Below are 18,786 nucleotides of genomic sequence, written 5' to 3'. Positions count from 1 at the left end.
AGTAACAGAAGGAAAGTGCGCTTGACCATAGCGCTGGCCCGGTCTGTGGCCGGCCCCGCGACAGGGGCGGCGCGGCGCAATTGAGCTGCCGCGCCTTCGCCTCGCCGCCCGGGGAAACTTTGCGCGCGCCGCGCGGTCAAATTGGGACCGGCCCGACGCGGCCCTGTTTGCCAATGAAGGAGCTCATCATGTTACAAACGAACGAGATACAGCGCCGTTTCAGCAGTGTTGAACAAGCCATCGGCCAGGCCGCGCAAGCCTGTTCGGCGGAGCGCGATGTGCCCAGCGAGCTGCGCGACTGCCTGCAGCGGCTGGACCAGCAATCCGATCTGGTGAGGGAGGTGATCCAGACCAGGGACGAATCGCGCATCCGCAAAGTGCTCGACGAGCTGGAGGAATTGGGCGACCGCGCCAAGCGCGTCTGCTCCAGCGGCGCCCAGCTGACGCCGCGGATGCGCAGCGCCGTGCTGCACATGCACGACGAGCTGTCGGAACTCAAACACCAGCTGCACTGAGCGCCTTGCGCGGCAACCGCGTTGGCTAGTCTTACAGCACGCCCTTGGCGCGCAGCGCGGCGACGTCGGCGGCGCTGTGGCCGAGCAGCTGGCCCAGCACCTCCTCGGTGTGCTGGCCCAGCAGCGGCGGCGCCAGGTCGGCCAGCGCCGGCGTGGCCGACAACTTCATCGGGCTGCGCACCAGCTTGACGGTGCCGGCGGTCGGATGCGGCAGTTCGACCACCAGCCCGCGCGCCACCACCTGCGGGTCTTGGTACACCTCGCCGACATCGTTGATCGGGCCGCAGGGCACGCCGACCGCCTCGAGCCCCTCGATCCAGAAGGCGCGGCTGCGCGCCAGCACCATCGCCGCCAGCAGCGGCACCAGCGTGTCGCGGTGCTGCACGCGCAGCGGGTTGGTGGCGAAGCGCGGGTCGCCGGCCAGCTCCGGCCGCCCGCCCGCCTCGACGAACTTCTGGTACTGGCCGTCGTTGCCGGTGGCGACGATGATATAGCCGTCGCTGCAGGCGAAGGTCTGGTAGGGCACGATGTTCGGGTGGGCGTTGCCCCAGCGCTTGGGCGGCTTGCCGCTGTTCAGGTAGTTGCTGCCGACGTTGGCCAGCATCGCCACCTGCACGTCGAGCAGCGCCATGTCGATGTACTGGCCGCCGCCGGTACGGTCGCGGTGGGTCAGCGCCGCCATCACGGCGATGGTCGCGTACATGCCGGTCATCAAGTCGGTCAGCGCCACGCCGACCTTTTGCGGGCCGCCGCCGGGCAGGTCGTCGCGCTCGCCGGTGACCGACATCAAGCCGCCCATGCCCTGGATCAGGAAGTCGTAGCCGGCGCGGTGGGCGTAGGGGCCGTCCTGGCCGAAGCCGGTCACCGAGCAGTACACCAGGTCCGGCTTGATCGCCTTCAGGCTGTCGTAGTCCAGGCCGTAGCGCTTCAGCTGGCCGACCTTGTAGTTCTCCAGCACCACGTCGCAATGGCGCACCAGCTCGCGCAGCAGGGCCTGGCCCCCGGCGCTGGCGATGTCGACCGTCACCGAGCGCTTGCCCCGGTTGGCCGCCAAATAGTAGGCCGCCTCGCCGGTGTCGGCGCCGGCGGCGTCGCGCGCGTAGGGCGGGCCCCAGGCGCGGGTGTCGTCGCCGCAGCCGGGACGCTCGATCTTGATGACGTCGGCGCCCAGGTCGGCCAGGTTTTGCGAGCACCACGGCCCGGCCAGGACGCGGCTCAGGTCGAGCACGCGGATGTGGCCCAGCGCCTTCGGCATGCCAGAATTGTGTTCTGTGGCATCTGTCATGATGTGTCAGCCTCTGTAGAAAACGGATAGGCCGCTAGCTTACCGTCTGAGCCCGTCCGGCCGCCACTGTTTTTACGATTAGACAACGTTGTGCGCCGCAGCGAAAATTTTTCCTGGCCATTTTTCGGGACGTCGAGCATTTCAATATGAGTCGTGTTAATGTTGCAAATCCCGTCATAACAATGGTCTTCAAGGCAATCTATGTGGCCCTATCCAAAAATCGTCGCCCACCGCGGCGGCGGCACGCTGGCGCCGGAAAACACCCTCGCCGGGCTGCGCGCCGGCCTGGCCTACGGCTTTCGCGCGGTCGAGTTCGACGTCATGCTGTCGCGCGACGGCATCGGCATGGTCATGCACGACCCCGAGTTCGGCCGCACCGTGGCCGGCCGGGGCAGCGTGGCCGGGACCGACGCCGTCGAGCTGTCCTATATGGACGCCGGCAGCTGGTTCGGCCCGCAGTTCCGCGACGAACCGGTGCCCTTCTTCACCCAGTTCGTCGACTATTGCAAGGCCCAGCGCATCTGGATGAACATCGAGATCAAGCCGGTGCCGGGCCACGAGCAGGCCACCGGCGACTGGGTGGCGCGGCAGACCCGCAGCATGTTCGCCGCCGAGCTGGCGGCCGGCGATCCGGCCGCCTTGCCGCTGCTGGCCTCGTTCAGCGTGATGGCGCTGGTCGCCGCGCGCGACGCCGCGCCCGAGCTGCCGCGCGCCTGGCTGCTCGAGCGCGTGCCCGAGCACTGGCAGGCCCAGGCCAAGGCGCTGGGCGCGGTGGCCATCCACACCAACCACAAACATTTGACCGCCGAGCTGGCTGGCGCCATCAAGCGCGCCGGCTACGGCCTGTTCTGCTACACCGTCAACGAGCCGGCCCGCGCCCGCGAAATCCTCGCCTGGGGCGTCGACGGTTTCTGCACCGACCGCATCGATTTGATCGGCCCGGGCTTCGCCTAGGCCGCCGGCCGCCGCCCGCCCGTGGGGCGCCGGCGCCGGCGCCGGCGGGGCCGCCGCGCCGCGCGCCCGAGGCCGGTCTCCAATTCCAGCACCATTTTGTCGACTTGAATCACGTATAATCAACCCTTTGCATCTGCCAGCCACCTCTGCCAATACGACATGAAATCATCTGAAATCCGCGACAAATTCCTTAAGTTTTTTGAATCCAAGGGTCATTCGATAGTCCGTTCCAGTCCATTGGTACCAGGCAACGACCCGACCATGTTGTTGACCAACAGCGGCATGGTGCAATTCAAAGACGTCTTCCTCGGCCTCGACACGCGTCCCTACTCGCGCGCCACCTCCGTGCAGCGCTGCGTGCGCGCCGGCGGCAAGCACAACGATCTGGAAAACGTCGGCTACACGGCGCGCCACCACACCTTCTTCGAAATGCTGGGCAACTTCAGCTTCGGCGACTACTTCAAGCGCGACGCCATCAACTACGCCTGGGAACTGCTGACCAAGGTCTACCAGTTGCCGGCCGACAAGCTCACCGTCACCGTCTACTTCGAGGACGACGAGGCCTACGACATCTGGGCCAACGAGATCGGCGTGCCGGCCGAGCGCATCATCCGCATCGGCGACAACAAGGGTTCGCGTTACGCTTCGGACAACTTCTGGCAGATGGCCGACGTCGGCCCCTGCGGTCCCTGCACCGAGATCTTCTACGACCACGGCGCCGACATCTGGGGCGGCCCGCCGGGCTCGCCGGACGAGGACGGCGACCGCTTCATCGAGATCTGGAACCTGGTGTTCATGCAGTTCAACCGCGACGAGCAGGGCAATATGAACCCGCTGCCCAAGCCCTGCGTCGACACCGGCATGGGCCTGGAGCGCCTGGCCGCCGTGCTGCAACACGTCCACAGCAACTACGAAATCGACCTGTTCCAGAACCTGATCAAGGCCGCCGCGCGCGAAACCGGCGCCACCGACCTGGAATCGAAGTCGCTGCGCGTGATCGCCGACCACATCCGCGCCGCCTCCTTCCTGATCGTCGACGGCATCATCCCCGGCGCCGAAGGCCACGGCTACGTGCTGCGCCGCATCATCCGCCGCGCCCTGCGCCACGGCCACAAGCTGGGCCAGACCAAGCCCTTCTTCTTCAAGCTGGTGGCCGACCTGAACCTGGAGATGGGCGTCGCCTATCCCGAGTTGAACGAGGCCGCCGCGCGCGTCGCCCAGGTGCTCAAGCAGGAAGAAGAGCGCTTCGGCGAGACGCTGGAAAACGGCATGAAGATCCTCGAGGCGCAACTGGCCAAGGACGGCAAGAACCTCGACGGCGCCACCGCCTTCACGCTGTACGACACCTACGGCTTCCCGCTCGACCTGACCGCCGACATCTGCCGCGAACGCGAGGTCACGCTGGACGAGGCCGGCTTCGCCGTGGCCATGGAACTGCAGAAGAAAAAAGCCCGCGCCGGCGGCAAGTTCAAGATGGCCGCCAACGTGGTCTACTCGGGCGAGAAGAACACCTTCGTCGGCTACGACCGGCTGGCCCACGACAGCAAGATCGTCGCCCTGTACGCCGACGGCGCGCCGGTCGAGCAGCTGAACGCCGGCCAGGTCGGCATCGTGGTGCTCGACACCACCCCGTTCTACGCCGAGTCCGGCGGCCAGATGGGCGACCAGGGCGTGCTGAGCACGGCCGGCGCCAAGTTCGAGGTCGAGGACACGCTGAAGATCCAGGCCGACGTGTTCGGCCACCACGGCGTGCTGGCCGCCGGCTCGCTGAAGGTCGGCGACGCCGTCGCCGCGCAAGTGGACGAGGCGGTGCGCGCGCGCACCATCCGCAACCACTCGGCCACCCACCTGATGCACAAGGCGCTGCGCGAGGTGCTGGGCGGCCACGTGGCGCAAAAGGGTTCGCTGGTCGACGCCGACAAGACCCGCTTCGACTTCAGCCACAACGCCGCGCTGACGGCCGAGGAGATCGCCCAGGTCGAAACCATCGTCAACCGCGAGATCCTGGCCAACATCGCCACCCAGACGCACAATATGTCGTTTGACGACGCCGTCAAACACGGCGCCATGGCGCTGTTCGGCGAGAAGTACGGCGACGAGGTGCGCGTGATGGATATCGGCAGCTCGAAGGAACTGTGCGGCGGCGTCCACGTCCACCGCACCGGCGACATCGGCCTGTTCAAGATCATCGCCGAAGGCGGCGTCGCCGCCGGCATCCGCCGCGTCGAAGCCGTCACCGGCGAGGGCGCGCTGGCGCTGGTGCAAGCCATGAACCGCCGCCTGCTGGACGCCTCGGCCGCGTTGAAGTCGAACCCGGAAGAGCTGACCGCGCGCATAGTCCAGGTGCAGGACCACGTCAAGGCGCTGGAGAAGGAACTGGCCGCGCTGAAATCGAAACTGGCCTCGGGCCAGGGCGACGAGCTGGTCAACCAGGCGGTCGACGTGAACGGCATCAAGGTGCTGGCGGCGACCCTGGACGGCGCCGACGTCACCGCGCTGCGCGAAACCATGGACAAGCTGAAGGACAAGCTGAAAACCGCCGCCATCGTGCTGGCCAGCGTCAACGACGGCAAGGTCAGCCTGATCGCCGGCGTGACGGCGGACGCTACGGCCAAGGTCAAGGCGGGCGAGCTGGTCAACTTCGTTGCCCAACAAGTGGGCGGAAAAGGCGGCGGACGCCCCGATATGGCGCAGGCCGGCGGCACCGATCCTAGCGGTCTGGCGGGCGCCTTAGCTGGCGTTGCAGCATGGGTCGCGCAACGCGCATAAGCAGCAAACATGCGGCCCGCGCCCATGGTGCGGGCCGTTACTATTCTGAATTTATCGTTGTGACTTCACAACGGACGGTGAACTATTTTGGTGCAGCGCGTCAATCGACCTGATTTGGAGTAGTATGTCAAAAATCAGTACAACAACATTGCGGGTATATTGATGAGTGAAACTTTACTTGAAACCGAGATCATGGAATTCCACAAAGAGCTCGACGCCCGGGGGCTGAACTGCCCATTGCCGATCCTCAAGGCAAAGAAGGCCTTGTCCGAGCTGGAAAGTGGAGAGGCTCTGCGCATCATGGCGACGGACCCCGGCTCGGTGCGCGATTTCCAGGCTTTCGCCAAACAGACCGGCAACGCTTTGCTGTCGCATGTGCAAAACGGCCGCGAATTTGTCTTTTTGATGCAACGCAAATAAATGCGCGGCGCCGGCCGTCCGGCCGGCGTTCCACCGCCGTTTGTTCGGGCGGGGCAGGTTTTCTCGCTCCGACTCGTTCTCCCAAGAAATATTAATCCAAGAAAAGTGCGTCATTTAGACGATTTATACTAGTAAAAAAACGCACGATCGTGCTTAAATTCTGTTTATGGGCTAGTTTTCTCATATAATCTAGCCCACTATTTAGTCCCGTCATTCTTTATTTTTCCCAAAGGCACAGCTATGAAAGTCTTGGTACCCGTCAAACGCGTGGTCGACTACAACGTCAAAGTGCGCGTCAAGTCTGACGGCAGCGGCGTCGATATCGCCAATGTCAAAATGTCGATGAACCCGTTCGACGAGATCGCTCTGGAAGAGGCCATGCGCCTGAAGGAAGCCGGCAAGGTCACCGAAGTGGTGGCCGTCTCCTGCGGCGTGACCCAGTGCCAGGAAACCCTGCGCACCGGCATGGCGATCGGCGCCGACCGCGGCATCCTGGTGGAAACCGCCGTCGAGCTGGAACCGCTGGCCGTGGCCAAGCTGCTCAAGGCCCTGGCCGACAAGGAACAGCCACAACTGATCATCCTGGGCAAGCAGGCGATCGACGACGACTCCAACCAGACCGGCCAGATGCTGGCGGCCCTGCTGGGTTGGCCACAGGCGACCTTCGCCTCCAAGGTCGTGCTGGAAGACGGCAAGGTCAGCGTCACCCGCGAAGTCGACGGCGGCCTGGAAACCCTGTCGCTGACGCTGCCGGCCATCATCACCACCGACCTGCGCCTGAACGAGCCGCGCTACGTCACCCTGCCGAACATCATGAAGGCGAAGAAGAAGCCGCTCGACGTGACCAAGCCGGAAGACCTGGGCGTGGACGTGACGCCGCGCCTGAAGACCCTGAAAGTGGTCGAGCCGGCCAAGCGCTCGGCCGGCATCAAGGTTCCCGACGTGGCGACGCTGGTAGCGAAACTGCGTAACGAAGCCAAAGTTATCTAAGCGCGGCCTGGCCGTTTATATTTTTACCCCAGCGCACCGAGGCTGGGGTCAGACCCCGGATTGTTGTCGCAGGCCGAAGTTCGCGCCGCCGCAATAGGGTCTGACCCCGGGTTCCGGGTCGCGGGTTTAGAACACAATCTAGGAAAAAATCATGGTCGCATTAGTTATTGCTGAACACGACAACGCTAGCCTGAAAGGCAGCACCCACCACACCGTCACCGCTGCGCTGCAGTGCGGCGGCGACGTGCACGTCCTGGTCGCAGGTTCCAACGCCGGCGCCGCCGCCGCCGCCGCCGCGCAAATCGCCGGCGTGTCGAAGGTGATCGTGGCCGGCGCCGCCCACTTCGCCGACGGCCTGGCCGAGAACATCTCGGAACAAGTGCTGGCGCTGGCTGGTTCGTACAGCCACATCCTGGCCCCGGCCACCGCCTACGGCAAAAACATCCTGCCGCGCGTCGCCGCCAAGCTGGACGTGGCGCAGATCTCGGAAATCACCAAGGTCGATTCGCCCGACACCTTCGAGCGTCCCATCTACGCCGGCAACGCCATCGCCTACGTGCAGTCGTCCGACAAGGTCAAGGTCATCACCGTGCGCAGCACCGGCTTCGACGCCGCCGCCGCCACCGGTGGTTCGGCCGCCACCGAAACCGTCGCCGCCGTTGCCGATTCGGGCAAGTCGGTCTTCGTCGGCCGCGAGCTGGCCAAGTCGGACCGTCCCGAGCTGACCGCCGCCAAAGTCATCGTTTCCGGTGGCCGTGGCATGGGTTCGGGCGAAGCCTTCAAGGTTCTGGAGCCGCTGGCCGACAAGCTGGGCGCCGCCATGGGCGCCTCGCGCGCCGCCGTCGACGCCGGCTTCGTGCCGAACGACTGGCAGGTCGGCCAGACCGGCAAGATCGTCGCGCCGACGCTGTACATCGCCGTCGGCATCTCCGGCGCGATCCAGCACTTGGCCGGTATGAAGGATTCGAAAACCATCGTCGCCATCAACAAAGATCCTGAAGCACCGATCTTCTCCGTGGCCGACTACGGCATCGTGGGCGATCTGTTCGAGATCGTGCCGCAACTGGTCGCAGAACTGGGCTAATCCGGTCGCAGACCGTGGATTGAACACCACCAAGCCACGCCGATCCCGCTGCATAGCCGGGTCGCCGTGGCTTGTTTTCTTGGAGAATAGAGAATGCCGTATCAAGCACCGCTGAAAGACATGTTGTTCGTCATGAACGAACTGGCCGACCTGGCCGCCGTCAACGCCCTGCCGGGCAACGAGGACGCCACCGCCGACACCGCCGAGGCCGTGCTGGAGGAGAACGCCAAGTTCTGCGCCAACGTCGTCGCCCCGCTGAACAACCCGAGCGACAAGGAGCCTAGCTTCTGGCACGACGGCCAGGTGACCACCTCGAAGGGCTTCAAGGAAGCCTTCAAGGCCTTCGCCGAGGCCGGCTGGCAGGGCGTGCAGCATCCCGTCGAGTTCGGCGGCCAGGGCCTGCCCAAGCTGTTCGCCACGCCGTGCATCGAGATGCTCAATTCGGCCAGCATCTCCTTCGCGCTGTGCGCGCTGCTGTCGGACGGCGCCATCGAGGCGCTGCTGACGGCCGGCAGCGACGAGCAGAAATCCATCTACCTGGAAAAACTGGTCTCGGGCCAGTGGACCGGCACCATGAACCTGACCGAGCCGCAGGCCGGCTCCGACCTGGCCGCCGTGCGCAGCCGCGCCGTGCCGCAGGGCGACGGCACCTACAAGGTGTTCGGCACCAAGATCTTCATCACCTACGGCGAACACGACATGGCCGAGAACATCGTCCACCTGGTGCTGGCGCGCACGCCGGACGCACCGGCCGGCGTCAAGGGCATCTCGCTGTTCATCGTGCCCAAGTTCCTGGTCAACGCCGACGGCTCGCTCGGTGAGCGCAACGACGCTCACTGCGTCTCGATCGAGCACAAGCTGGGCATCAAGGCCAGCCCGACCGCCGTGCTGCAGTTCGGCGACCACGGCGGTGCCATCGGCACCCTGGTCGGCGAAGAGAATCGCGGCCTGGAATACATGTTCATCATGATGAACGCGGCCCGCTTCGGCGTCGGCATGCAGGGCATCGGCCTGGCCGAGCGCTCCTACCAGAAGGCCGTCGCCTTCGCCAAGGACCGCGTGCAGTCGCGCGACCTGGCCGGTTCGGCCGGTCCCGTCTCGATCATCCACCATCCGGACGTGCGCCGCATGTTGATGGCTATGCGTTCGCAGACCGAGGCGGCGCGCGCGCTGGCCTACGTCGGCGCGGCCATCAGCGACGTCGCCCACCACCACGAGGACGCGGCGGTGCGCGCGGCCAACCTGGCGGTGTACGAGTACCTGGTGCCGGTGATCAAGGGCTGGTCGACCGAGATGTCGCAGGACGTCACCCGCGACGGCGTGCAGGTGCACGGCGGCATGGGCTTCATCGAGGAAACGGGCGCCGCCCAGCACTACCGCGATTCGAAGATCCTCACCATCTACGAAGGCACCACGGCGATCCAGGCCAACGACCTGGTCGGCCGCAAGACCGTGCGCGACGGCGGCGCCGTGGCCAAGGGCATCATCGCCCAGGTCCGCGCCACCGAGGCGCAACTGGCCGCGCTGCCGGGCGCCGACTTCAAGGCCGTGCTGGCCCAATTGTCGGCCGGCAGCAAGGACCTGGAGGCGGTGGTCGAGTACGTCGCCAACAACATGAAGAGCGACATCAAGGGCGTGTTCGCCGGCAGCGTGCTGTACCTGAAACTGGCCGGCATCGTGCTGGGCGGCTGGCAGATGGCGCGCGCCGCCATCATCGCCCAGCAGAAGCTGGACGCCAACGAGGGCGACGCCAGCTTCTACCAGGCCAAGATCGCCACCGCGCGCTTCTTCGCCGACCACATCCTGTCGCAAGCCTCGGGCCTGCGCATCGCCATCATCGACGGCAGCGCCGGCGTGCTGGCCTTGACGGAAGACCAGTTCTAAGCGGGACTGTGGTGCGGCATTGAGAAGCGGCCTTCGGGCCGCTTTTTTTGCATCTGATGCTGGCGTAGAATCGCATGAATGAGATCTCACTCCAGTGGGGGAGCTATGCGTTTCTTAGTGGTTGTCGAAGAGGGACCTTCATCTTTTGGGGCGCATGTGCCCGATTTGCCGGGTTGCGTCGCCGTTGGCGCCACGCGCGAGGAAGTGCTTGCCTCGATCGACGAGGCGATTCAGCTTCACATCGAGGACATCAAGGCCAGCGGCCTGCCCGTCCCGCAAGCCGTCTCGACGATGGCGACGGTCGAGGTCGCCGTCAACTAGCCGGTCGTGGCGCGGTTGTGGGTGCCGCGCATCACTTGTCGTCGGACGCGTTGTCGTTCCGGATGGTTCGCGTGCATACTGTCTGTACGGCAACATCGTTTGTCTCGACATGGGTGTGTTGGCTGGCAATGGCCGGCTCGTCCATCTGAGGCAGCGAGCTGCCCGCGCCGCCGGTGCCCGGCGCCGGCGTCCTCGCGGTACAACCGACCAGATGAAGGACTATGAAAACCACCTATTCCACCATTCTGCTGGGCGCGCTGTTGGCGGCCGGCCTCGTGCAGGCGCAAACGGCGCCAGAACTCAAACCACCGGCCGATTCGACCATTCCCACCGGCCCCAAGGGCGCCGCCATCCAGGCCGGCAAATTGCTGCTGGGCGAAACCCACCAACGCCTGCCGGCCAACGTCGGCAACAAGCTCAACTGCACCAACTGCCACATGACGGGCGGCACCGTGGCGCTGGCCTCGCCGTGGATCGGCATCTGGGGCGTGTTCCCCGAGTACCGCTCGCGCAGCGGCAAGATCATCTCGCTGCAGGAGCGCGTCAACGACTGCTTCGAACGCTCGATGAACGGCAAGGCGCTGGCCTACAACTCGGACGAGATGAACAACATCCTGGCCTATATGCAATGGCTGTCGAGCGACGTGCCGACCGGCGTCAGCGTCAAGGGCCGGGGCTTCGGCGCCATCGACCAGAAACTGGTGCCGGACGCCACGCACGGTAAAAAGATCTACGGGGAGAAATGCGCCAGCTGCCACGGCGCGGCCGGCGAGGGCTTGGGCAACGGCGCCGGCGGCTACGCCTTCCCGCCGCTGTGGGGCAAGGATTCGTTCAACGACGGCGCCGGCATGGCGCGCACGTTCACGGCGGCCGCCTTCGTCAAGTACAACATGCCGCTGGGGCAGGGCGGTTCGCTGTCCGACCAGGACGCGCTCGACGTGTCCGAGTTCTTCACGCACCAGCCGCGCCCCGTGTACGCCGGCAAGGACAAGGACTGGCCGAAGGGCGGCAAACCCAAGGACGCCCGTAACTAAGTTAAGTCGCGCCGCGCCCGTCCGCCTGGTGGCAGCTCACGCCGTCAGGTCGATCACCGCCTGGTACAGCCGCACCGGCTCCTCGGCGATGCGGTTCAGCACATACAGGAAATGCTCCTCGCCGAACACCGCGTATTCGCGCGTGGGGAAGCCGCGCGCCAGCAGGCCGTCGATCTGCGCGCCGCCCAGGCCGATCAGCGACTCGAATTCGTAGTTGCGCGGGTCGATGCGCTCCTTGATGATGAGTTCGCTCAAATCGTGCTGGATGCTGCGGTCGTGGGTGGCGATCGAACACTTGTGTCCGCTCAGCAGCAGCTCGCCGGCCAGCGCGCGGTAGGCCGCCGCCAGCTCGGCGCTGTTGCGGTGGTAGGCCACGTCCTCGGACTCCAAAAATGCGCCCTTGACCAGGCGGATGCGGCCCGGCAGGCGCATCAGCGCCGGCAGGTCGGCCGGCGTGCGGTGGCGCTTGGCCGGCACGGTGATGCCGACGTTGTCCAGGTTCTCTTCCTTGTGCAGGCGGGTGTAGATGGCGTAGATGTCGTCGGCGCGCTCGGCCGCCTCCATCGAGATCATCACTTCGCGGTTGATGCTGGCGGCGGCGTGGGCGATGCGGCGGGCGTTGCGGAAGCCCAGTTCGGGGTCGACCAGCGAGCCGACGTGCGACAGGTCGAAGGAGATCGAACACTTCAAGTTCTGCTCGCCGATGGACTTGCACAGCTCCATGAAGACTTCCGTCTCGGCCATGGCGAAGGCCTCGTCGCGGCAGCTCTCGCCCATGTACTCGGCCGAGGCGGCGTGGCCGCGGGCGTTGATCTGCGCCACCCGCTGCAGCGCCGAGGCGACCGTCTGGCCGGCCACGTAGCGCTGCGACACCTTGTGCATGTAGGGGCGCAGCAGCGGATCGTTGCAGAATTTCTCCTTGGCGGTCTCGTCGAGCGCCAGCGCGCGCAGGGTGCTGGCGGCTTGGTCGACCAGCGGCTGCCATTGGACGGGGAAGGTGGGTTGCGGCTGCACGGCGTCTCCTTGTTGGGTGAAAATATTGTCTGGTGGATATGATGGCAAAGGCGAAAAAAAACAGCCCGCAGGCTGTTTTTTTTTCTTGCCGCAGCTCGGTGCCTAGTTGCGCACGATGCTGCCGTTGGCGTTTTTGACGCGGTCGCCGGCCATCAGGCCCGGGTCGTGGTCGAAGTTGAAGCTGGCCTGCTTGCCGTCCTGGTACTGCACGGCGACGGTCCAGACCTTGCTCGACTTGGCCTTCTGCTCGATCTTGTTGCCGGCGTAGGCGCCACCGGCGGCGCCGGCGACGGTGGCCAGTTCGCGGCCGTGGCCGCTGCCGACCTGGTTGCCCAGCAGGGCGCCGGCGACGCCGCCGGCGATCACGCCGAGGGCGCTACCTTCGCCGGCCTTCTCGCTGACGTTGACCGACAGCACCTTGGCGCAGTCGTTGCAGGCGGCCTGCTTGGCCGGGCCGGCCTTGAGGGCGGCCTTGGCGGCCTTCACGCTCTTGTCGTATTCGCTTTTGGCGTCGCGCGTGCATTGCATGCGGGCGCCGGAGCTGCTTTCCTCGGCGCACAGCTTCTTGTCGTCGGCGTAGCGCGTCGCGGCGCGCTTGCTGTCGATCGAATACTGTTCCTTGGGGCTGAGCGGCGGCTGGGCGTAGGCGCTGGACATCATGCCGGCCAGCAGCAGGGCGGCGATCATTGGGCGACTCGTCATATTTTTCTCCGTGGTGTTGTGTGGGGGGGGGCGGAATTAACCGTATGCCCCGCCAGTGTACAACAAGTCAAACAGGCGCGAAATCGTGGCAATCAGGCCGCCGGCGCCGAGCATCAGCGTGGCCACCAGGATCAGCGCCAGCGGCCAGGTCGAGTCCGACCGGCGGCCGGAGCCGGCGTTGAAGCCGGCGTCCCATTTCTCGTCCGACATCAAGCCCAGCACCAGCGCCTCGAGGAAGCCGAGCAGCACCGACAGCGTGAGCGGCATGATCTGGTAAAACCAGTTGGCGTCCGGCGCGGCCACGGCGACCAGGGCGGCGGCCGGCAGGCAGGCCAGGTGGGCCCAGCCCCACACGTCGCGCGGGCCGCGCAGGTAGAAGCGGTGGGCGCCCAGGCCGCCGAACAGGAAGCCGAGCAGGGTGGCGAAGGTCTTGTTCTTGTGCGAAACGGTCATAAATATCGTGGCAAATGCACGCCGGTTGCGGGAAAGTGGGCAGTATCGGTCATAATACGGGCCCCGGCCTACCTTTTTTAGGTAACAAGGCTATTGCCCCCTGCGCCGGAACGAGGGATAATCTCCGATTACCCCAACACTGCCCAATTATTTGATAACGCTTGCTGCTTTGCGGTCAGGCGCGCTATAATTTGCGGCTTTTTCCGTCTCAGCACACTTTTTGGAAATATTATGGTCGTTATTCGTTTAGCTCGTGGAGGCGCCAAGAAGCGTCCGTTCTTCAACATCGTTGCAACCGACTCGCGCAATCGCCGCGATGGCCGTTTCATCGAGCGCATCGGTTTCTACAACCCGATGGCATCGGGTGGCGAAGTGCCATTCCGCATCACCGCTGACCGTCTGGCTCACTGGGAATCCGTCGGCGCGCAACTGTCGCCAACCGTGGCCCGTCTGGTCGCCGCGAACAAATCGGCTTAAGTCTGGTCCACTGGTTTGACCGATAAGCATGCATCCGGGGTGCAAGTCCCCGACGATTTGACACAGGTAGGCTTTGTCTACGGTGCCTATGGCGTCGCTGGCTGGGTGAGGGTAAGACCTTTCTCGGAAGATGCGGATGCCTTGCTGAACGTCGATTCCTGGTGGCTCGACAAGCCGGCCATGCGCGATGTTGAAGTCAAGCAGTGCAAACTGCATGGCGGCGACGTTTGCGCACAGCTGGCGGGCGTGACCGACCGGAATGGAGCAGAAGCGCTCAAAGGCGCCGCTGTGTTCGTTCCGCGCAGTCATTTCCCGACGCTGTCGGCAGATGAATTTTATTGGGCCGATCTGATCGGCCTGACAGTAGAAAATGTACAAGGTGAGCACCTGGGGCAGGTGACCGACATGATGAGCAACGGACCGCAATCGATCCTGCGCATCACGCCAGCGGCCGCAGCCGATGCAGACCCGGCAGTCGTGGCGCCAGAGCGCCTGATTCCATTTGTCGACCAGTTCATCGTCAAGGTGGACAAGGAAGCGAAGAAGATCACCGTCGACTGGGGCCTGGATTATTAAGTCGCTCCCGAGTAAGCGTAGTGGACAGTCCGGAAAGGCAGGCCATGCAATTTGATGTCGTGACCCTGTTCCCGGAAATGTTCGGCGCACTGACGCAGTCGGGCATCACCCGGCGCGCCTTCGAACAGAATAAATGTGGCTTGTCGCTGTGGAATCCGCGTGATTTCACCACCGACAATCACCGCACCGTCGACGACCGCCCCTACGGCGGCGGCCCCGGCATGGTGATGCTGGCCAAGCCCTTGGAAGCGACCCTGGCCGCCGCCAAGCAGCGCCAGACCGATGCCGGTCTGCCGCCGCCGCGCGTGCTGTTCATGTCGCCCCAGGGCAAGCAATTGACGCACGAGCGCGTGATGCAACTCAAAGCCGAGCCGGGTCTGGTGATCCTGTGCGGCCGCTACGAGGCGGTCGACCAGCGCCTGATCGACCGTTGTGTCGACGAGGAGGTCAGCCTGGGCGACTTCGTGCTGTCGGGCGGCGAGTTGCCGGCCATGGCCCTGATGGACGCCGTGATCCGCCAGCTGCCCGGCGTGTTGAACACCGACGCCTCGGCGGTCGAGGACAGCTTCGTCAACGGCCTGCTCGATTCGCCGCACTACACCCGGCCGGACGTCTACGAGGGCGTGGCGGTGCCGCCCGTGCTGATGGGCGGCAACCACGCCGAGATCATGAAATGGCGCCGCCAGCGCATGCTGGAGGCGACGGCGCGCAAGCGCCCCGACTTGCTGGCCAAGGCGCGCGCCGCCGGCCTGCTCAGCAAGCTCGATGAAAAGTTTTTGGCGGGTTCGTAAATCCGCTGTTGTACCCTGCGGGCATGTTGCCCGCGTGTTTAACCCCATCCTCTACCGGGCCCGGGGCGTCTTGTACGCCGTGGCCGCGCCGGCAAGATGGTTTATGGAGTAAGAAAAATGAATCTGATTCAACAACTCGAGCAAGAAGAAATCGCTCGCCTGGGCAAAACCATCCCTGAGTTTGCACCCGGCGACACCGTGATCGTCAACGTCAACGTCGTCGAAGGCACCCGCAAGCGCGCCCAGGCATACGAAGGCGTGGTCATCTCCCGTCGCAACCGTGGCCTGAACTCGAACTTCATCGTTCGTAAGATCTCGTCCGGCGAAGGCGTCGAGCGTACCTTCCAGCTGTACTCCCCGCTGATCGCTTCGATCGAAGTGAAACGCCGCGGTGACGTCCGTCGCGCCAAGCTGTACTACCTGCGCGAGCGTTCGGGCAAATCGGCACGTATCAAAGAAAAACTGCCAAATCGCCGCGTTGTGGCGAAAGCAAGCGCTTAATTGCCGCTTGTGTTTGGATAGAAGGGGCGCCGGTTGGCGCCCCTTTTTTGCATCTGCGCGCTGTCCGCTGTACAGTGGCGTGAGGAGGTAGTGCGCGTGGCCAAGTCCCAATTCGATCCCCAACAACTGCCGGCCGGCGACATCGCCGGCGAAGCGCCGCTGGCGGCCGAGCGCCTGGCCGCCGACTGGCTGCGCCGGCGCTTCGCCGCGCCGCCGCTGTGGACGCCCGAGCACAGCGAGCCGGCCTTCGCCTTGCGCGCATCGCCGACCCCGGCCTCGGTGCTGATCCCGCTGGTGCAGCGCGCCGCCGGCATGACCATTTTGCTGACCCGGCGCACCGCCCACCTGACCGACCACGGCGGCCAGATCAGCTTTCCCGGCGGCCGCGCCGAGCACTACGACGCCTCGCCGGTCGACACCGCGCTGCGCGAGTCGGAGGAGGAGGTCGGCCTGCAGCGGCGCCATGTCGACGTGCTCGGCACCCTGCCGGACTACTACACCGGCACCGGCTACCGCGTCACGCCGGTGGTCGGCCTGGTGGCGCCGCCGTTCGAGCTGAACGCCGACCCGGGCGAGGTGGCCGAGATCTTCGAGGTGCCGCTGGCCTTCCTGATGGACGGCCTGAACCACCAGCGCCTGTCGGTCGCGCTGCCGGACGGGCCGCGCTCCTTCTACGCGATGCCGTATGATCGCTTCTACATCTGGGGCGCGACGGCCGGCATGTTGCGCAATCTATTCCATTTCCTGCGCGCATGATTGGCACGGGCGTAATGAAATTCCCGCAATAAGTTTGATTCCGCCACTGCACTGCGCTATCGTAGCGGGCATTACGGCATTGTTGACTAAAAGGACGTTTGATGACATTTCTTTCCATTCTCTGCGCGCTACTGATCGAGCAACTGAAGCCCCTGCGCGCGGACAATCCGATCTACGCCGAGATCAAGAGTCTGGCGTTGCGGATGGAGACCTGGTTCAACGCCGGCCACCCGCGCCACGGCCGCATGGGCTGGTTCCTGATGATGGCGATCCTGATGGTGCCGACGGCGGCGATCTACTGGGTGCTGATGCACTACAAGCTGTTCATCGCCGCCTTCGCCTGGAACATCCTGATCGTCTACCTGACGCTGGGCTTCCGCCACTACAGCCACTATTTCACCTCGATCCAGCTGGCCCTGAACGCCGGCGACGAGGCCACCGCGCGCGGCCTGCTGGCCGAGTGGACCAAGCTCGACACGGTGGGCATGGAGGTGGCCGAGATCTCCCGCATCGCCGTCGAGAAATCGCTCATCACCACCCACCGCAACGTGTTCGGCGTGTTCTTCTGGTTCCTCATGCCGCTCGGCCCGGCCTGCGCGGTGATGTACCGCGTCGCCGAATACCTGTCGCGCGCCTGGAACGAGCCCGAGCACATGCGCAACGAGGCCTTCGGCCAGTTCGCCGCCCAGGCCTTCTACTGGATCGACTGGATCCCGGTGCGCCTGACCGCCGTCGCCTTCGCCGTGGTCGGCAACTTCGAGGACGCCATCTACGCCTGGCGCAACTTCGCCGACCGCTGGCAGGACGAGGCGATCGGCATCATCCTGTCGGCCGGCGGCGGCGCCATGGGCGTGCGCCTGGGCACCCCGGCCGAGAACGCGGCCAAGGTGCTGCCGGTCGACGCCGCCACGGTCGACACCACCGACGTCGAACAGGAAGTGCTGCCGGGCGAGGAGCCCAGCGTGCGCGCCCTGCAGAGCACGGTCGGCCTGGTCTGGCGCGCCTTGTTGTTGTGGATGATGCTGCTGTTGTTGCTGTCGGGCGCCGTCTGGCTGGGCTAAGCCGGGAAACAGGCTTACAATTGTGGCTTGCCTGTAGGATACAGACAACAGTAACGCACTGCACTGGTGCGTATCTGTCTGCAGGCCGCCACTTGCTTGTAAAAAGTGCATGTAATCAAGGGTTTAGCAATTCAGGTCTTCTATAAGATATAATACTGGAATCCGCAAAGGATCGCTTTACCAGCCCGACGTACCTGCCGGGATCTTCCACGCACACTTGTTACCCACAAGCCGCCTATGGCCGAGTCAGCTCAAAACAAGAAAGAACCGCGCGACGAGTTCTTTATTCTTGGCATCACCAGCAATGGCCGCCAGTTCCGTCCCAGCGACTGGGCCGAACGCCTGTGCGGAGTGATGTCCTGCTTCCGCCCCGAGGGCACCACCTCGCGCCATTCCCACCTGCAGTTCTCGCCGTATGTGCATCCGACCGTCGTCAACGGCGTCAAGTCGGTGGTGGTCAACGCCAAGCTGCGCCAGATCGAACCGATGGCCTACCACTTCGTCGTCGCCTTCGCCAACGACAACGACCTGCAAATGGTCGAGGCCTGCCTGATGCCCGAGCCCGAGCCCAAGCCCGAGCTGGGCAAGCCCTAAGCCATCCCCTCCCGGCCCGCCCATTTGAGCGGGATCAGCTTTTTCTCTCCCCAGCGTGTTAACGTAGAACACTGTCCGGCATGCCGCCGGGGGAGGGGATTGCCATGCGTATTGGTGAAATCTGTACCGAGCAAACCGTGCACTGCAAGCGCGACCTGACCGTCCAGGGCGCCGCGCTGTTGATGCGCAACCATCATGTCGGCGACCTCGTCGTGGTCGAACAACCCAATGGCGAGCGTGTGCCGGTCGGCATCATCACCGACCGCGACATCGTCGTCTCCGTCATCGCCCTGGGCCTGGACCCGGCCAGCCTGCTGGTCGGCGACATCATGGTCGAGGAGCTGATGACCGCCACCGAGGACGAGGACGTCTACGAAACCATCGACCGCATGCGCTTCAAGGGCATCCGCCGGGTGCCGGTGGTCAACAGCATGGGCGGCCTGACGGGCATCGTCTCGATCGACGACCTGGTCGAGTTCCTCGCCGAGGAGATGGGCGAGTTGTCGCGCATCAGCTCGCGCCAGCTGGCCAACGAGAAGCAGTTCCGCCAGTAGGCCGGGCGCGTGCCCCTCGCCGCCAGCGCCAGCGCCGCGCCCCGAGGGGGC

The 18,786-nt window shown here is 64.9% G+C and carries 21 protein-coding genes; 17 read left to right on the top strand and 4 right to left on the bottom strand.

Features of this window, described 5'->3' with window-relative positions:
* Positions 1-188 precede the first annotated feature (188 nt).
* Positions 189-515, top strand: a complete 327-nt coding sequence (locus QC826_RS22410; RefSeq protein ID WP_279762513.1) for a hypothetical protein — start codon at positions 189-191, stop codon at positions 513-515.
* A 31-nt stretch (positions 516-546) separates the two neighbouring features.
* On the opposite strand, the gene QC826_RS22405 is transcribed toward QC826_RS22410, so the two are convergent.
* A complete protein-coding gene (locus QC826_RS22405; RefSeq protein ID WP_279762512.1) occupies positions 547-1,800 on the bottom strand; it encodes a CaiB/BaiF CoA transferase family protein in 1,254 nt (417 codons plus the stop codon).
* A gap of 201 nt (positions 1,801-2,001) precedes the next feature.
* Here QC826_RS22405 and ugpQ point away from each other — a divergent pair, with 201 nt between their 5' ends.
* From ugpQ to QC826_RS22365, 8 genes are all read left to right on the top strand, one after another.
* Positions 2,002-2,754, top strand: coding sequence for a glycerophosphodiester phosphodiesterase (ugpQ, locus tag QC826_RS22400; protein ID WP_279762510.1), 753 nt, complete (start codon positions 2,002-2,004; stop codon positions 2,752-2,754).
* Between the two features lie 159 nt (positions 2,755-2,913).
* Complete coding sequence (gene alaS / locus QC826_RS22395) at positions 2,914-5,523, top strand: alanine--tRNA ligase (RefSeq protein ID WP_279762509.1); 2,610 nt, start codon at positions 2,914-2,916, stop codon at positions 5,521-5,523.
* Between the two features lie 192 nt (positions 5,524-5,715).
* Positions 5,716-5,943 carry a sulfurtransferase TusA family protein gene (locus QC826_RS22390; RefSeq protein ID WP_279762508.1) on the top strand — a complete coding sequence of 76 codons (228 nt, stop codon included), beginning with the start codon at positions 5,716-5,718 and terminating at the stop codon, positions 5,941-5,943.
* Positions 5,944-6,183: 240 nt separating this feature from the next.
* Entirely contained in the window at positions 6,184-6,933 is a 750-nt protein-coding gene (locus tag QC826_RS22385) for an electron transfer flavoprotein subunit beta/FixA family protein (RefSeq protein WP_093385976.1), read from the top strand.
* A gap of 151 nt (positions 6,934-7,084) precedes the next feature.
* A complete protein-coding gene (locus tag QC826_RS22380; protein WP_279762507.1) occupies positions 7,085-8,017 on the top strand; it encodes an electron transfer flavoprotein subunit alpha/FixB family protein in 933 nt (310 codons plus the stop codon).
* 93 nt (positions 8,018-8,110) lie between these two features.
* A complete protein-coding gene (locus tag QC826_RS22375; protein WP_279762506.1) occupies positions 8,111-9,901 on the top strand; it encodes an acyl-CoA dehydrogenase in 1,791 nt (596 codons plus the stop codon).
* A gap of 105 nt (positions 9,902-10,006) precedes the next feature.
* Positions 10,007-10,222: a type II toxin-antitoxin system HicB family antitoxin gene (locus tag QC826_RS22370; RefSeq protein ID WP_279762505.1), complete on the top strand. Its 216-nt coding sequence runs from the start codon at positions 10,007-10,009 to the stop codon at positions 10,220-10,222.
* Between the two features lie 221 nt (positions 10,223-10,443).
* The gene (locus QC826_RS22365) at positions 10,444-11,256 is read left to right on the top strand and encodes a c-type cytochrome (protein ID WP_279762504.1); all 813 of its coding nucleotides are present in this window, start codon (positions 10,444-10,446) and stop codon (positions 11,254-11,256) included.
* Between the two features lie 36 nt (positions 11,257-11,292).
* Here the strand turns inward: QC826_RS22365 and QC826_RS22360 are convergent, their stop codons facing one another.
* The 3 genes from QC826_RS22360 to QC826_RS22350 all read right to left on the bottom strand — a co-directional run bounded on the left by QC826_RS22360 (position 11,293) and on the right by QC826_RS22350 (position 13,425).
* On the bottom strand, positions 11,293-12,270 hold the full coding sequence (locus QC826_RS22360) for a proline dehydrogenase family protein (RefSeq protein WP_279762502.1): 978 nt from the start codon (positions 12,268-12,270) through the stop codon (positions 11,293-11,295).
* A 102-nt stretch (positions 12,271-12,372) separates the two neighbouring features.
* The gene (locus QC826_RS22355) at positions 12,373-12,972 is read right to left on the bottom strand and encodes a glycine zipper 2TM domain-containing protein (RefSeq protein WP_093385992.1); all 600 of its coding nucleotides are present in this window, start codon (positions 12,970-12,972) and stop codon (positions 12,373-12,375) included.
* A gap of 36 nt (positions 12,973-13,008) precedes the next feature.
* A complete protein-coding gene (locus QC826_RS22350; protein WP_279762501.1) occupies positions 13,009-13,425 on the bottom strand; it encodes an NINE protein in 417 nt (138 codons plus the stop codon).
* 231 nt (positions 13,426-13,656) lie between these two features.
* On the opposite strand from QC826_RS22350, the gene rpsP reads away from it, so the two are divergent.
* From rpsP to QC826_RS22310, 8 genes are all read left to right on the top strand, one after another.
* On the top strand, positions 13,657-13,902 hold the full coding sequence (gene rpsP, locus QC826_RS22345; RefSeq protein ID WP_093385996.1) for a 30S ribosomal protein S16: 246 nt from the start codon (positions 13,657-13,659) through the stop codon (positions 13,900-13,902).
* 15 nt (positions 13,903-13,917) lie between these two features.
* Entirely contained in the window at positions 13,918-14,478 is a 561-nt protein-coding gene (rimM, locus tag QC826_RS22340) for a ribosome maturation factor RimM (RefSeq protein ID WP_279762499.1), read from the top strand.
* 44 nt (positions 14,479-14,522) lie between these two features.
* The gene (gene trmD, locus QC826_RS22335) at positions 14,523-15,269 is read left to right on the top strand and encodes a tRNA (guanosine(37)-N1)-methyltransferase TrmD (RefSeq protein ID WP_279762498.1); all 747 of its coding nucleotides are present in this window, start codon (positions 14,523-14,525) and stop codon (positions 15,267-15,269) included.
* A gap of 117 nt (positions 15,270-15,386) precedes the next feature.
* Positions 15,387-15,770 carry a 50S ribosomal protein L19 gene (rplS, locus tag QC826_RS22330; RefSeq protein WP_093386003.1) on the top strand — a complete coding sequence of 128 codons (384 nt, stop codon included), beginning with the start codon at positions 15,387-15,389 and terminating at the stop codon, positions 15,768-15,770.
* 96 nt (positions 15,771-15,866) lie between these two features.
* On the top strand, positions 15,867-16,526 hold the full coding sequence (locus tag QC826_RS22325) for a CoA pyrophosphatase (protein WP_279762497.1): 660 nt from the start codon (positions 15,867-15,869) through the stop codon (positions 16,524-16,526).
* A gap of 101 nt (positions 16,527-16,627) precedes the next feature.
* The gene (locus tag QC826_RS22320; RefSeq protein WP_279762496.1) at positions 16,628-17,587 is read left to right on the top strand and encodes a CobD/CbiB family protein; all 960 of its coding nucleotides are present in this window, start codon (positions 16,628-16,630) and stop codon (positions 17,585-17,587) included.
* A gap of 237 nt (positions 17,588-17,824) precedes the next feature.
* Positions 17,825-18,181 (top strand): DUF3579 domain-containing protein, encoded by a 357-nt coding sequence (locus tag QC826_RS22315; protein ID WP_279762494.1) that lies wholly within the window; start codon positions 17,825-17,827, stop codon positions 18,179-18,181.
* Between the two features lie 104 nt (positions 18,182-18,285).
* Positions 18,286-18,735, top strand: a complete 450-nt coding sequence (locus tag QC826_RS22310) for a CBS domain-containing protein (RefSeq protein WP_279762493.1) — start codon at positions 18,286-18,288, stop codon at positions 18,733-18,735.
* Positions 18,736-18,786: the final 51 nt, after the last annotated feature.

It is taken from the genome of Rugamonas sp. DEMB1 (assembly GCF_029834475.1).
GTDB classification, from domain to species: Bacteria; Pseudomonadota; Gammaproteobacteria; order Burkholderiales; family Burkholderiaceae_D; genus Rugamonas; species Rugamonas rubra.
Note: the sequence above shows the minus strand (reverse complement) of the source record. Positions and strands in the feature narration are given on the sequence as shown.

What these genes read in the sequence shown, in the direction of transcription:
- QC826_RS22410 (WP_279762513.1), top strand. Translation starts at nt 189, where the DNA reads ATGTTACAAACGAACGAGATACAGCGCCGTTTCAGCAGTGTTGAACAA.
- QC826_RS22405 (WP_279762512.1), bottom strand. Translation starts at nt 1,800, where the DNA reads ATGACAGATGCCACAGAACACAATTCTGGCATGCCGAAGGCGCTGGGC.
- ugpQ (WP_279762510.1), top strand. Translation starts at nt 2,002, where the DNA reads ATGTGGCCCTATCCAAAAATCGTCGCCCACCGCGGCGGCGGCACGCTG.
- alaS (WP_279762509.1), top strand. Translation starts at nt 2,914, where the DNA reads ATGAAATCATCTGAAATCCGCGACAAATTCCTTAAGTTTTTTGAATCC.
- QC826_RS22390 (WP_279762508.1), top strand. Translation starts at nt 5,716, where the DNA reads ATGGAATTCCACAAAGAGCTCGACGCCCGGGGGCTGAACTGCCCATTG.
- QC826_RS22385 (WP_093385976.1), top strand. Translation starts at nt 6,184, where the DNA reads ATGAAAGTCTTGGTACCCGTCAAACGCGTGGTCGACTACAACGTCAAA.
- QC826_RS22380 (WP_279762507.1), top strand. Translation starts at nt 7,085, where the DNA reads ATGGTCGCATTAGTTATTGCTGAACACGACAACGCTAGCCTGAAAGGC.
- QC826_RS22375 (WP_279762506.1), top strand. Translation starts at nt 8,111, where the DNA reads ATGCCGTATCAAGCACCGCTGAAAGACATGTTGTTCGTCATGAACGAA.
- QC826_RS22370 (WP_279762505.1), top strand. Translation starts at nt 10,007, where the DNA reads ATGCGTTTCTTAGTGGTTGTCGAAGAGGGACCTTCATCTTTTGGGGCG.
- QC826_RS22365 (WP_279762504.1), top strand. Translation starts at nt 10,444, where the DNA reads ATGAAAACCACCTATTCCACCATTCTGCTGGGCGCGCTGTTGGCGGCC.
- QC826_RS22355 (WP_093385992.1), bottom strand. Translation starts at nt 12,972, where the DNA reads ATGACGAGTCGCCCAATGATCGCCGCCCTGCTGCTGGCCGGCATGATG.
- QC826_RS22350 (WP_279762501.1), bottom strand. Translation starts at nt 13,425, where the DNA reads ATGACCGTTTCGCACAAGAACAAGACCTTCGCCACCCTGCTCGGCTTC.
- rpsP (WP_093385996.1), top strand. Translation starts at nt 13,657, where the DNA reads ATGGTCGTTATTCGTTTAGCTCGTGGAGGCGCCAAGAAGCGTCCGTTC.
- trmD (WP_279762498.1), top strand. Translation starts at nt 14,523, where the DNA reads ATGCAATTTGATGTCGTGACCCTGTTCCCGGAAATGTTCGGCGCACTG.
- rplS (WP_093386003.1), top strand. Translation starts at nt 15,387, where the DNA reads ATGAATCTGATTCAACAACTCGAGCAAGAAGAAATCGCTCGCCTGGGC.
- QC826_RS22320 (WP_279762496.1), top strand. Translation starts at nt 16,628, where the DNA reads ATGACATTTCTTTCCATTCTCTGCGCGCTACTGATCGAGCAACTGAAG.
- QC826_RS22315 (WP_279762494.1), top strand. Translation starts at nt 17,825, where the DNA reads ATGGCCGAGTCAGCTCAAAACAAGAAAGAACCGCGCGACGAGTTCTTT.
- QC826_RS22310 (WP_279762493.1), top strand. Translation starts at nt 18,286, where the DNA reads ATGCGTATTGGTGAAATCTGTACCGAGCAAACCGTGCACTGCAAGCGC.